Below are 12,676 nucleotides of genomic sequence, written 5' to 3'. Positions count from 1 at the left end.
GGGGCGGCCTTCTATCGCCCGCGACACGCCCGAGCAAAAATTCCTAGGCCCACTCGCGTAATTTTCTCGAAATTCCCAGCTCCTGCGCAGGATGATGTGCGTCCGAAGCAATCTGCTGCTCGGCGCCGGGTGCGCCCGCGGCACGTCGGCTGATTTAAACATTAAATGTAGATACTTGAATCTCCAACCAAAACCGTGCACTGTCTCTCTCCAGCAACTTTCATGGCGCACGACGGGGATGATTGCGCCCTTCGGGCTGCTTCACGGGATGCCCCAACGATCTATCACCACTAAGGTGTGATGCCGCGCCACGCCGCCGCTTCAACCCCGTCCATCGGCCACACGCAGCCATACCGCGTGGCGCACTTGGTCGATGCCTGCAGCGACACGCAATCCATTGGAGACAGCGGCCACGTTCGATCCCGGCCCAAGATGCAATCTGGCTTCTTGTCGGGACGAAGGTGATCTTCAAGGAACACGACGGCCCTCGCTTGGAAGTTGAAGCAAGCACGTCGCCGGCCTGTGCAACGGCAAGCATCCAAGGATCTGCCGGCCTCGCTCGGTCGGCCTGCCGCGTGGCAGGTACCAGCTTGGAGGGAAGCGACAACTTACGAGGCATCATCCGTCGTAGGCAGCTCGACTTCAATGACGGCCCAAGGGAATCCAATGGTTTGTGCAAGCGGAAATGGATCAGGCGCCCGGAGGGGGCGTGTTCGGAATGGGCAATAAAAAACCCGCCACTGCAACAGTGGCGGGTTCCAAACTATGGGGCCGGCGCGTGGCCCTCGACGGGGTGCCGGCGATCCAGCGGCCAGATCACATCGGTGACCTTGCCGATGACTCGATCGACGGGAATCATGCCGCCGCCCGGTGCACCAAGAAGCGCACGCGAGTCCTCGGACACCGAGCGGTGGTCCCCCATGATCCACAAGCGCCCCTCGGGGATCTTCACGTCGAATTCAAGGTCGCTTGGCTTGTTGCCCTCAAGAACGTAAGGCTCCTCCAGCGGGATGCCGTTGACGCTCAGGCGCCCGTCGGGGCCGCAGCAGGTGACGGTGTCGCCGCCGACGCCGATGACGCGCTTGACGTACACCGCATCCTTGCCGGCAAGGCGCAGCGCCCAGGCCAGGGAATCGAGGGCACCGGGGCGCTGGTAGGGCAGGAAGGAACCGCGGCCGTCAAAGATGACCACGTCCCCGCGCTGGATCTCGGCGTCCTTGTAGGCAAGCCGGTTCACCAGCAGCCCATTACCCGGGTTCAACGTGGATTCCATGGAAGTGGACCCGATATAGAAGAAGTCAACGACGGTGGCACGAACGACCAGGGTGATCAGCGCCGCCGCTGCAAGCGCGCCAACGACAAAGCGCCAGCCCCTCGAAGGAGACCGGCGCTTTGTCGAAGCGGAAGAACTTTCCGATTCAGTAGATCGATCCACGATGGATCCCCATCTCCGCAGCCCCGGGGGCCGCGAAGACGAAGGCTCTCGTTTTTCTGGCTACTTGGCGGTCCGGAAGTCGCGCTTTTCGCGGATCTTCGCGGCCTTGCCGTGGCGATCGCGCATGTAGAACAGCTTCGCACGGCGAACGTCGCCGCGGGAAACCAGTTCGATCTTTTCGAGGACCGGGGAGTGCACCGGGAAGGTGCGCTCTACGCCGACGCCGAAGGAGACCTTGCGAACGGTGAAGGTTTCGCCCACGCCGCGGCCCTGGCGACCAAGGACGAAGCCCTGGAAAACCTGAACACGTGTGTTCTTGCCTTCGATGATGTTGACATGGACCTTGACGGTATCGCCCGGGCGGAAGTCAGGAACATCGCTGCGCAGCGAGGCTGCATCGACAGAGTCGAGAATATGCATGAATGCATCTCCTAGATAGACGCCGCAGGTCACCTATCTTAGACACGGACCGTAATTGTTCCCCGGGGCGCACGAGTGCGCCCGGAAAAAGATGTGGCGGTCCGAAGTTTGGTACCGCGATCCGTTTGCGGATCGACGGCTGGTCCAACTGTTGACTCGTTCCCCCTGCGGCAGGAGCAGAACCCAGTAGACCCAAGAATCCATTTTGCCACACTCCGGGGAATGGCGCGAAGTCCCGCACCCGCCGGCGAACCTGCACGGAAAGGATCCGCCCGATGATGCTCCGGGCTTGAGCAGCACCGGCAGTTTCTGCCCGGACGGGAACCCGCCGCGATCGCGGCCCCGAGCGCGCCCAGAGGGCCGGAAACCCGCCGAGAAGAGGCCCGATTCGATCGGAACCGGTCATCGGGAACACATCGAACGAGCCCCGGTCCGCGCCGCCGGGCGCAACCTGCCGGTGCCCAAGGTCACAAACGGTGCCGGGCCGGATCGTGTGATAGTTTCGTTTTCGACCACACGGGGGCCCTTGCAAGGGCTGAGATCGAGCTGATGCAGCGAGAGACCGTTGAACCTGTCCGGGTAATGCCGGCGAAGGAAGTGAGTACTCCTTGAGCAACACCGTTTCAATGCACAGCCCTGTCCAAAACGCCGTGGAAGCAACGCAGACCCAGTCCCTGAAGTCCCACGCGCTGGCCTACCTCGAGGATGAAGAATCCGGGATCCGGGTACCGGTCACGCAAATTGCGCTGGAGCCGTCCCCGGGCGGGAAGGACAACGCCCCGCTGCAGGTCTACCGCACCGCCGGCCCGGGAAGCGACCCCGTGGTTGGGCTGCCGGCTTTCCGCAGCAGCTGGATCGAGGAACGCGCGGACACGCAGACCTACGCAGGGCGTGAGCGGAACCTGCTCGACGACGGGAAGTCGGCGGTGCGCCGGGGCAAGGCCTCGGCTGAATGGAAGGGCAGCCGGCCGGTCCCCCGGCGTGCTGCGGCAGGCAAGCGCGTGACCCAGATGCGCTATGCACGGGCCGGAATCACCACCCCCGAGATGCGTTTCGTGGCGCTGCGCGAGAACTGCGACGTGGAGCTGGTGCGCAGCGAGGTCGCCGCGGGCCGGGCGATCATCCCGGTGAACATCAACCACCCGGAGTCCGAGCCGATGATCATCGGCAAGGCGTTCCTGGTGAAGATCAATGCCAACATCGGCAACTCGGCGGTGACCAGTTCCATCGCCGAGGAGGTGGACAAGTTGCAGTGGGCCACCCAGTGGGGCGCCGACACCGTGATGGACCTTTCCACCGGGGACGACATCCACACCACCCGCGAGTGGCTGATCCGCAACTCCCCCGTGCCCATCGGCACCGTGCCGATCTACCAGGCACTGGAAAAGGTCGACGGCGAGGCCAACGCGCTGACCTGGGAAATCTTCCGCGACACGGTGATCGAGCAGTGCGAGCAGGGCGTGGACTACATGACCATCCACGCCGGGGTGCTGCTGCGCTACGTGCCGCTGTCGGCCAACCGGGTGACCGGCATCGTCTCGCGCGGCGGGGCCATCATGGCCGGCTGGTGCCTGGCCCACCACCAGGAGAACTTCCTGTACACGCACTTCGACGAGCTGTGCGAAATCTTCGCGCAATACGACGTGGCGTTCTCCCTGGGCGACGGGCTGCGCCCCGGCTCCATCGCCGACGCCAACGACGCCGCGCAGTTCGCCGAGCTGGACACGCTGGCCGAGCTGACGGCGCGGGCCTGGGAATTCGACGTGCAGGTCATGGTCGAGGGACCCGGGCACATCCCGTTCCACCTGGTGCGCGAGAACGTGGAGCGCCAGCAGGAACTGTGCAACGGCGCGCCGTTCTACACGCTGGGCCCGCTGGTCACCGACATCGCGCCGGGCTACGACCACATCACCAGCGCCATCGGCGCCACCGAGATCGCCCGCTACGGCACCGCGATGCTCTGCTACGTCACCCCCAAGGAACACCTGGGGCTGCCGAACAAGGACGACGTGAAGACCGGGGTGATCACCTACAAGATCGCCGCCCACGCCGCGGACCTGGCCAAGGGGCACCCGGGAGCCTCCGAGCGGGACGATGCGCTGTCCAAGGCGCGCTTCGAGTTCCGCTGGCGCGACCAGTTCGCCCTGTCGCTGGATCCGGTGACCGCCGAGGCCTTCCACGACGAGACGCTGCCGGCCGAGCCGGCCAAGACCGCGCACTTCTGCTCGATGTGCGGGCCAAAGTTCTGCTCCATGCGCATCAGCCAGGATATCCGCGACGAATACGGCTCGGCGGACTCGCAAGCGGCCATCGCGCAGATGGTGGATGGCATGCGCGAAAAGAGCCAGGAGTTCCTGGCCTCCGGCGGCAAGGTCTACCTGCCCGAACCCGGGATGCCCGCCAGGGCCTAGCGCCACCGGCCGGCCCACAAAAAAGGGGCTGTCCCCGCCCTTGCCCCGGTCAGGGGAAAGGACGGGGGCAGCCCCCGGAACATTGCCGCGTGCCGTACTACTGGGGTGCGATCTGGTCCTTGGACACGACGCGGCCGTCAACGATGGCAAAACCGTTGTGCCACAGGGTGTCGCGGTCGTGCCGGTTCAGCGTGGAGGCATCCAGCTGCACGATCAGGTCCGGGCGCCGGGTGGCGGTGCGCTCCAGCTGCTTGTTGCGGCGGAAGCGCGCGATCTTGCCGTGGTTGCCCGAGAGCAGCACCTCGGGGACCTCGCGACCCTCCCAGGTTCCGGGCTTGGTGTACACCGGGTATTCCAGCAGTCCGTCGGAGTGCGATTCCTCGACCAGCGACTCCGGGTTTCCGATGACCCCGGGGATCAGCCGGCCAATGGCCTCGACCATCGCCAGCACCGCGACTTCTCCCCCGTTGAGCACGTAGTCGCCGATGGAGACCGGGCGCACGTCGAAGGCCTCTGAGGCAAATTCCAGGACCCGCTCGTCGATGCCCTCATACCTGCCGCAGGCAAAGGCCAGGTGCCGCGCCCCGGCCAGTTCGTAGGCCATCTCCTGGTCGAAGACCGCGCCGGCCGGCGAGGGGACGATCAGGATCGGCTTGTCGCCCAGCGCGTTGGAGACCGGGGATTCGGTGGCGATGCGTGCCAGCGCGGCACCCCAGGGCTCCGGTTTCATGACCATGCCGGCGCCGCCGCCATAGGGGGTGTCATCCACGGTGCGGTGGCGGTCGTGGGTGTAGTCGCGCAGGTCGTGCACGTTCAGCTCCAGCAGCTTCTCCCGCCGGGCCTTGCCGATCAGCGACAAGTCCAGGGCGGCAAGGTACTCCGGGAAGATGGAGACAACATCGATGCGCATCGTGACTAGGCTTCCTTGCCTGCTGCGTTCTCGCCCGTGCCGTCCTCGCGGTTGACCTCGAAGAGGCCGGCCGGCGGGGTCAGCATGATGTAGCCGCCCTCGATGTTGACCTCCGGGACGATGTCCTCGACGAACGGCACGTAGATCTCGTCGCCTTCGGTGGATTCGACAACCAGCAGGTCCTGGACATTGCCGGTGCGCAGCGCGGTGACCTTGCCGACGACCTTGTCGTCCACGCGGGCCTCGAGGTCCACCAGTTCGTGCTCGTACCAGCCCTCGGAATCATCCTCGACTTCTTCGGTGTCGATGAACAGCTTGGCCCCGCGCACCGTCTCGGCGGTGTTGCGGTCAAGCAACTCCTCGAAGGCCAGCAACAGGATTTCCTTGTTCCAGCGTGCTCCCTCGACGGTGAGCTGCTTGATGCTGGGGTGCTCGACCTCGAAGACCGCACCGGGAACAAACCTGTCTTCCGGCGCATCGGTGAGCACCTGGACGGTCACCTCTCCGCGGATGCCGTGTGGTTTGCCAATGCGGGCGACCTGGAGGCGCATGCGTTTTCTCCTTGAATACAAATCAGTGGGTGGCCGGAGTTGTCCGGCAAGGGGCGTGCATTGGCGGGACACTCATCCCCCAGGGCACTTTTCTAGGTTCAATCTTACGTGCGAGTTGGTCGTTGCCGGTTCCGTGCCGCCAACGGTTGCGTCGCACCTTGGCCGTTAAGCCACTTTGGTCCCACGATCCGTCATGGATCGTGGGACCAAAGGTACACAAAAATGTGTGGTGAGGCTGGCTACCGGCGACGGTCCGTGTCGACTACGTCGACGCGGATCGGTTCCTCCGCCAGTGCTGCAACCACGGTGCGCAGCGCCTTGGCGGTGCGACCCTGGCGGCCAATGACCCGACCGAGATCCTCGGGGTGCACTCGCACCTCAAGGATGTCACCGCGACGATTTGCCTTCAACGCAACCTGCACGTCTTCGGGGGTGTCTACGATGCCACGTACCAGGTGATCCAGCGCCTCAACGAGCACTGGTTACTCAGCCTCGGTTGCTTCTGCCTCGACCTCGGCCTCGGCAGCAGGCTTTTCAGCCTTCTTGGTGATGGCCTCGGGCAAGATGACCGAGCCCTTCTCCGGGACGACGAATGCAGGCTTGGCTTCCTTGACGCGCAAGGTGCCTTCCTGGCCTTCGATGCCCTTGAACTTCTGCCAGTCACCGGTGATCTTCAAGAGAGCGGCAACCTGCTCGGTCGGCTGTGCGCCGACGGAGAGCCAGTACTGGGCGCGCTCGGACTTGACCTCGATGAACGAAGGCTCTTCGGTCGGGTGGTACTTGCCGATTTCTTCGATGGCACGGCCGTCGCGCTTGGCGCGAGCATCCATGACGACGATGCGGTAGTAAGGTGCGCGAATCTTGCCGAAACGCTTCAGACGAATTTTAACGGCCACGGTAGTGGTCACTCCTGTTTTCTCAACATGTGCGAAGTCCTGTTTCTGCACCCGTGGGGCGGGCCATACCGCAGATCTTCAAAAGGACAGGATTCAAGGCGGAGAGAGGGGCCACTTCAAATCGAGTACCTGTCCATTATGCCAGATAGATTTGACCGCAATGGACCTGCCAGCACTTTTCCTTGGCTGCGTGTCGCATCGCACAAAAACCATCGCCCGGACAGGAGGGCTTCGACGTCGAATGCAGCTGACATTCGCCATGTATGAGACGTGTCCGGGCCCAGCCACCATGCCCGGGCACGAGCGCTCCGGCGCGACTGTCACGACGAAAAACCGCCGGCCCGAGTCGCGGGATCTGACGATGAATCCCCGGCCAGAAGGTGCACGGCACCCTTCCCTTGATATATTTCGGTATCCACCAGGGAAGAGGTTCGAGGTCCTGGATCGAAGGCGAAGCAAAGGGAATCGATGGCACTGGCCGACAACTGGAAGCGCGCCCAGCCCGGCGACCCGTTCTGGGATGAGCAGGCGAAGGGCTTACATGCTGCACATGTGGCTCCCCTCAATGAGTTGATCGTGCGGCTTGGCGATGCCAAGGGCGGGGTCCGCCTGCCGCTGGCCGCCCCGTGGCATGGCGGCATCCACGCCCCGGCACTGGTCGTCCTCAACGACGCAGACGAACCCCGCGACGAAACCACGTTCCTGTGCATCAGGAACCCGGACCGGGCCGCGGATCGCCAACGCCACCTGATGACCGAGTTCGACATCGACCCGACCGACTTTTGCCATTGGAACGGCTACCCATGGCCCCGCAACGACCCCAAGCGGGACCTGACGCCCGAGCAGTCGGCCGAGGGCGGCCGGGCACTGCTGGAGGTCATGGGGCTGATGACTGACCTGAAGATGCTGTTGCTCCTGGGGAAGAAGGCCCAGGAAGCGGCGGATGCGGTGCTTCCACAAATCCATTCCACGTTCCCCGAACTGCACATCCTGCGCTCGCTTCACCCGCTGGGCGCCAAGCGGACCGTCGACCGAGAGGAACAAAAACGTGTCTGGGCGGGGATTGCCGACCGGCTCCGTGAACGCAATACGGGAGCGTGACGGATCGCTCCGAATCCGCAGGTTCCACACGAACAACCCAGTGACCCTTGATACGTCGTGGTACCCGGGGTGCGGGTTCGACTCCGGCCCGTGCCATGCTTGTGGCTAGACCCCTCGAAAGTTACATGAGAGAAACCTTCATGCCCCGCAAAATGATCGACCCCGAATTCAGGAACTCGCAGGAATCGGAGTTGTGGGCCGAACACGTTGCACCCCTCAATTCCCTGGTCCAGGACCTGCGCGCCGAATCGCCCGGGAACCCCGCATCCGTTCCGTTCTTCGCGCCCCTTCATGGCGGCACGGACGCCACAATCCTGTGCCTGATGCCGGCTCCCGAGGCTGCGAACCGTGCCGAGGACGGCGAGGACATCCTCTCCACCGAGGATGATGATGCGGCGGCCGAGGCACTGGCCACCTTGCTGGCCGAGGCGGGAATCGATGCCAAGGAAGTTGTGCTCTGGCACGCCTATCCCTGGTACCGGGCCGAGGGCGCTGGCGGGCGGTTGACGGGCGCGGAGACAAATGCCGGGCTCGAACCCATGGGCAGGTTGCTGCGCCTGGTTCCCAACCTGCGCGCGGTCATTCTCATGGGCAAGGGCCCCGAGGAATTCTGGGCCAAGCTGACCAAGAAATACCCGCAGGCAATCACCCGGATCACTGCCATCCCCAGTTTCTCGCCCGCCCCGCTCTCACTGAGCGGCACCACGGCCCAGCGCGAGCAACGCATTGCCCGTCGCTCCGAAGCCATGCGCGAGGCTCGCACGATCGTAAAGGTCCCCCGTGGTCCGGCAGGACCCCGCCGTGAATCGATGGTGCGTGCCGCGGATCTTGGACCCGAGCACCTGAAGCGCGTGATCGAGGTCAGCGACGGCAACCAGACGCTGCACGGTCCCCTGCTCAAGGCCTTCCAACCGAGCCCCGAGTGGCGAGTGACCCTGACCGTCGAGGTTGCAGGCCAGCGCCGCGCGCTCGGCGTCACCGCGGACACCTGGGTGCGGGTCTACCGAGGTTCCGGCCTCCGCTAGGAACGCACGGAACGGCTGCAGAGACAAAAATGCCTGTTCGACGAGGGTTTTCCTTCCGCCGAACAGGCATTTTCAGGTGTATTCGAGGTGGCCATTTAGATCAGCCACACCGCATGGCGGTTATTTCGAAACCTTGCGCACGGGGTCAAGGATCGATTCCCCCGCCGTCTTGGTGCGCTTTTCGGCGCGCTTTTCCTTGATGGACTTTGAAGGTTTCTTGGCTTCTGCCTTACGCGGTGACTTCGACATGATGTGCCGTCCTAGCTGGGATCGCTCGGCAATCCCAAAATTTAGGGGAAAGTACCCCTACCGGCAAACCCTAGCCTGTATTGCTGTGCATTTGGCTGGACCCGCCGGATTCCGCTCACGGCACCATGCCAGTGCCCGCCGCCCGAACCCGTCGCTATTCGGCCAGCCACGCGCGGGCAGCAGCGACCAGGGCATCGACTCCCACGCGCAGGGTCGGCTGGATTCGCGGGGCGAAATGCGGCGAATGGTTCGAGGGAATGTTCTCCGGCATCCTTCCCGTCGCGGCAAAGTCCGTGAACAGGCTTGGGTCGGCCCCGCCCAGCAACCAGTACACCAGCGGCACCCCGGCCGCAGTGGCCAGGACGCCCACATCCTCGCTGCCCGCGACCGGTCCGGGATCAATGACATGATCGGTGCCGAAGCGCCCGGCCAGTGCGGAGGCAACCCGTGCCGACGCCGCGGTGTCGTTGACGGTCAAAGGGAAATGCTCCTCCAAGGTGATCACTGGCTCCGTGGGCGACCCGGAGGCCAAGGCCTCGCCGCGCACCACGCGTTCAATGGAAGCAAGCACCTTTGTCCGCACCGATTCGTCAAAGGTCCTGATGCTCAGCCCCAGGGTGGCATGCGAGGCAATGATGTTGTTCTTGGTGCCGGAGTGGATCTGCCCCACGGTCAGCACCGCCTGGTCGGCGGCGGCAAGTTCCCGCGAGACGATGCCATGCAGGCGCATGGTGGTGGCCGCGGCCAGCAGCACCGGGTCGACGGTGGTCTCCGGGCGCGAACCGTGCCCGCCGGATCCATGCAGGGTGATGTTCAGCGAATCGGCCGAGGCCATGGCTACCCCCGGGCGCAGTCCGAGCCAGCCGGCGGGGAACGGCGCGACGTGCTGGCCGAGCACGACGACGGGTTTCGGCACCTTCGCATAGAGCCCGTCATCGACCATCGCCTGGGCCCCGCCGCCTTGCTCCTCCGCGGGCTGGAAGAGCGCCACCACTGTCCCTGACCAGGTGCCGCGTTCGGCGACAAGTTTTTCCACGGCGCCCAACAGGCAGGTGACGTGCACGTCGTGGCCGCAGGCGTGCATGACCGGGACCAGGTGGTCGTCGCCGTCGGTCGCGAACGCGGTGCTCGCGTAGTCCAGCCCGGTGGCCTCGAGCACCGGCAGGCCGTCCATGTCCGCTCGCAGCAGCACGGTGGGTCCGGGCCCGTTGGCCAGCACGCCAACGACGCCGGTGCCGCCGATGCCGCCGTGGACCTTGAGGCCGAGCTCGGACAGGTGCCCGGCGACGATGCCGGCGGTGCGGTGTTCCTGGAAGGAGAGTTCGGGGTTGGCGTGCAGGTCGCGATACAGGTGCTCGAGGTCAATGCCCATGGGCTCGAGTCTAGGACTCCAACACCGGTCAGTACCATGGTTTTGACGTTTTTCCGCTTGGGTTCCGATGCTTCGGCTCGAGGGTGCCATCCGAGGGTTTTGCCTCGCCTGGGCACCAAGCCACGGTTTTGGTCCGGCAGCGCCTATTCTGGAATCCATGCGTGTCGCTGCAATGAAATACAGGCCCTCGGTTCGGGCACTGCTCCCGAGGCATCCGGCCCAGGCAATCGCCCTGGGTTTCGGTTTGGCCGTCGCCGTGGGAACGGCGATCCTGATGCTGCCCATGGCCAAGACGGGGCCGGGCGGGGCCACCTTCCTCGAAGCACTGTTCACCGCCACCTCTGCCGTCTGCGTGACAGGCTTGGCGGTCGTTGACACCGCGACCTACTGGACGAGGTTCGGGCAGGTCGTGATCCTCGTGCTGATCCAGCTCGGCGGCTTTGGCATCATGTCCTTCGCCTCGCTGCTCGGGGTGCTGATGGCCAGGCGGCTGGGACTGAGATCGCGGATCCAGGCAGCTGCAGAAACCAAGGCGCCGGCTTCGGCGAAGTGCGTTCGGTGCTGTTGGGGGTCCTGCGCATCACCGCCGGAACAGAGCTGGTCGTCGCGGTGCTGCTGACCCTGCGCTTTGCCGTGGGCCTGGGCAACCCGTGGGGACACTCCATCTGGCTGGGTTTCTTCCACTCGATCTCGGCCTTCAACAATGCCGGGTTTGCGCTGTTCAGCGACAACCTGATGGGTTTCGTGGGAGATCCCTGGATCTGCCTGCCGATCGCCGCCGCCATCATCATCGGCGGGCTGGGTTTCCCGGTGCTCTTCGAGCTTCGGCGTCACTACCGCCGGCCGCTGCACTGGACCATGAACACCAAGCTGGTCCTGGGCGGGACGGTGACGTTGCTGGCCGGCGGCACCTCATTCATCTGCGCCCTGGAATGGACGAACCCCAAGACCCTGGGCGTGCTTTCGACCGCCGACAAGTTGCTGGCCGGGTTCTTCCAATCGGTCATGACCCGCACCGCGGGATTCAATTCGCTGGACTTCGGGCAGATGGATCCGGCGAGCTGGCTGGGCATGGACATCTTGATGTTCATCGGCGGCGGCCCGGCAGGCACCGCGGGCGGGCTGAAGATCACCACGTTCGCCGTGCTGTTTTTCATCCTGCTCACCGAGATCCAGGGCGGCGCGGCCGTGAACGTCTTTGGCAAGCGGCTTTCCCGCTCGGTGCACCGCCAGGCCATCACCATCGTGCTGCTGGCCGTGGCACTGGTCATCGGTTCGACCATGGCGCTGATGCTGATGACCGACATCGGCCTGGACCGGCTGCTCTTCGAAACGATCTCCGCCTTCGCCACCGTGGGGCTGTCCACCGGCATCACCGCCACGCTGCCGCCGGCCGGACAGCTGCTGTTGGTCTTCCTGATGTTCATCGGGCGCCTGGGGCCGGTCACCCTGGCCTCGGCGCTGGCATTGCGCGCCCGACCCGTGATGTATGAATTCCCGAAAGAAAGGCCGCTCATTGGCTAAGCACCATTTGTTCACGCCCAAGTCCATGGAACGCATTGCCGAGGCCAACTCGGTGGTTGTCATCGGCCTGGGACGCTTCGGCGGGGCGCTGGCCCTGGAACTGGCCGCCGCCGGCACCGAGGTTTTGGGCATCGACAACGACGAGGACATCGTCCAGTCCTTCAACGGCAAGCTCACCCACGTGGTCCGCGCCGACTCGACCAAGGAGGAGGCGCTGCGCCAGCTCTCGGTGCACGAGTTCGACCGCGCCGTGGTCGGCATCGGCAGCGACCTGGAGGCCAGCATCCTGACCACCTCGGCCCTGCTGCGCTTCAACAAGCCCACCATCTGGGCCAAGGCGGTCAGCGCCGCGCACGGCCAGATCCTGGAGCAACTGGGCGTCGAGCACGTGATCCGTCCCGAGCAGGACATGGGCCGGCGGGTGGCGCACCTGGTTCGCGGCGCGATGCTCGACTACGTCGAGTTCGAGGACGGCTTCGCGATGGTCAAGACCCGCCCGCCGAAGGAAGCGGTGGGCCGCCCGCTCGGGGACACCGGCATCCGGTCCAAGCACCATGTCACCATCGTGGCGGCCAAGCGGCCGGGCCAGGAATGGGACTACACCACCACCTCCACGGTGCTGCACGAGGGCGACGAGATCATCGTGGCCGGTGCGACCTCCGCGGCCGAGCGCTTCGCCACGCTGCTCTAGACGATTGATTCCAAGGGGTCAGTGGTCATAGGCGGTCAAGGAGCGCAGCGGATGGGCACCGATGTTTTGGTTGTGCCAGATCGCCGCGGCC

Annotated in this window: 12 protein-coding genes, 1 pseudogene and 1 riboswitch; of the genes and pseudogenes, 5 read left to right on the top strand and 8 right to left on the bottom strand. The window is 64.8% G+C overall.

Annotated features, from left to right (window positions below):
- Window positions 1-763: 763 nt before the first annotated feature.
- Window positions 764-1,438 carry a signal peptidase I gene (gene lepB / locus J2T21_RS06205; protein WP_373457905.1) on the bottom strand — a complete coding sequence of 225 codons (675 nt, stop codon included), beginning with the start codon at window positions 1,436-1,438 and terminating at the stop codon, window positions 764-766.
- 57 nt (window positions 1,439-1,495) lie between these two features.
- Window positions 1,496-1,855 carry a 50S ribosomal protein L19 gene (rplS, locus tag J2T21_RS06200; protein WP_307579589.1) on the bottom strand — a complete coding sequence of 120 codons (360 nt, stop codon included), beginning with the start codon at window positions 1,853-1,855 and terminating at the stop codon, window positions 1,496-1,498.
- Between the two features lie 506 nt (window positions 1,856-2,361).
- Window positions 2,362-2,469, top strand: a riboswitch (TPP riboswitch).
- Window positions 2,470-2,481: 12 nt separating this feature from the next.
- On the opposite strand from rplS, the gene thiC reads away from it, so the two are divergent.
- Entirely contained in the window at window positions 2,482-4,266 is a 1,785-nt protein-coding gene (thiC, locus tag J2T21_RS06195) for a phosphomethylpyrimidine synthase ThiC (RefSeq protein ID WP_307580051.1), read from the top strand.
- 97 nt (window positions 4,267-4,363) lie between these two features.
- Here thiC and trmD read toward each other — a convergent pair whose 3' ends face one another.
- The 4 genes from trmD to rpsP form a co-directional block, all read right to left on the bottom strand.
- A complete protein-coding gene (gene trmD / locus J2T21_RS06190; protein ID WP_307579587.1) occupies window positions 4,364-5,176 on the bottom strand; it encodes a tRNA (guanosine(37)-N1)-methyltransferase TrmD in 813 nt (270 codons plus the stop codon).
- A gap of 5 nt (window positions 5,177-5,181) precedes the next feature.
- Complete coding sequence (gene rimM, locus J2T21_RS06185; RefSeq protein ID WP_307579585.1) at window positions 5,182-5,727, bottom strand: ribosome maturation factor RimM; 546 nt, start codon at window positions 5,725-5,727, stop codon at window positions 5,182-5,184.
- A 239-nt stretch (window positions 5,728-5,966) separates the two neighbouring features.
- Complete coding sequence (locus tag J2T21_RS06180; protein WP_071215358.1) at window positions 5,967-6,206, bottom strand: RNA-binding protein; 240 nt, start codon at window positions 6,204-6,206, stop codon at window positions 5,967-5,969.
- A gap of 3 nt (window positions 6,207-6,209) precedes the next feature.
- Window positions 6,210-6,623 (bottom strand): 30S ribosomal protein S16, encoded by a 414-nt coding sequence (gene rpsP / locus J2T21_RS06175; protein ID WP_071215357.1) that lies wholly within the window; start codon window positions 6,621-6,623, stop codon window positions 6,210-6,212.
- A 468-nt stretch (window positions 6,624-7,091) separates the two neighbouring features.
- Between rpsP and J2T21_RS06170 the strand changes: the two genes are divergently transcribed.
- The gene (locus J2T21_RS06170; protein WP_307579583.1) at window positions 7,092-7,724 is read left to right on the top strand and encodes a hypothetical protein; all 633 of its coding nucleotides are present in this window, start codon (window positions 7,092-7,094) and stop codon (window positions 7,722-7,724) included.
- Window positions 7,725-7,864: 140 nt separating this feature from the next.
- Window positions 7,865-8,749: a hypothetical protein gene (locus tag J2T21_RS06165; RefSeq protein WP_307579581.1), complete on the top strand. Its 885-nt coding sequence runs from the start codon at window positions 7,865-7,867 to the stop codon at window positions 8,747-8,749.
- 120 nt (window positions 8,750-8,869) lie between these two features.
- On the opposite strand, the gene J2T21_RS06160 is transcribed toward J2T21_RS06165, so the two are convergent.
- Together J2T21_RS06160 and J2T21_RS06155 are read right to left on the bottom strand one after the other, a co-directional pair.
- Window positions 8,870-8,998 (bottom strand): hypothetical protein, encoded by a 129-nt coding sequence (locus J2T21_RS06160; RefSeq protein WP_307579579.1) that lies wholly within the window; start codon window positions 8,996-8,998, stop codon window positions 8,870-8,872.
- A gap of 154 nt (window positions 8,999-9,152) precedes the next feature.
- Window positions 9,153-10,370 (bottom strand): amidohydrolase, encoded by a 1,218-nt coding sequence (locus J2T21_RS06155; protein ID WP_307579577.1) that lies wholly within the window; start codon window positions 10,368-10,370, stop codon window positions 9,153-9,155.
- 172 nt (window positions 10,371-10,542) lie between these two features.
- Here J2T21_RS06155 and J2T21_RS06150 point away from each other — a divergent pair.
- Together J2T21_RS06150 and J2T21_RS06145 are read left to right on the top strand one after the other, a co-directional pair.
- Window positions 10,543-11,894 (top strand): annotated as a pseudogene (locus J2T21_RS06150) (TrkH family potassium uptake protein).
- Between the two features lie 25 nt (window positions 11,895-11,919).
- Window positions 11,920-12,585 carry a potassium channel family protein gene (locus tag J2T21_RS06145; RefSeq protein WP_373457904.1) on the top strand — a complete coding sequence of 222 codons (666 nt, stop codon included), beginning with the start codon at window positions 11,920-11,922 and terminating at the stop codon, window positions 12,583-12,585.
- The last annotated feature ends 91 nt before the right edge of the window (window positions 12,586-12,676 follow it).

The organism is Paeniglutamicibacter psychrophenolicus (assembly GCF_030812255.1).
GTDB lineage: Bacteria > Actinomycetota > Actinomycetes > Actinomycetales > Micrococcaceae > Paeniglutamicibacter > Paeniglutamicibacter psychrophenolicus_A.
Note: the sequence above shows the minus strand (reverse complement) of the source record. Positions and strands in the feature narration are given on the sequence as shown.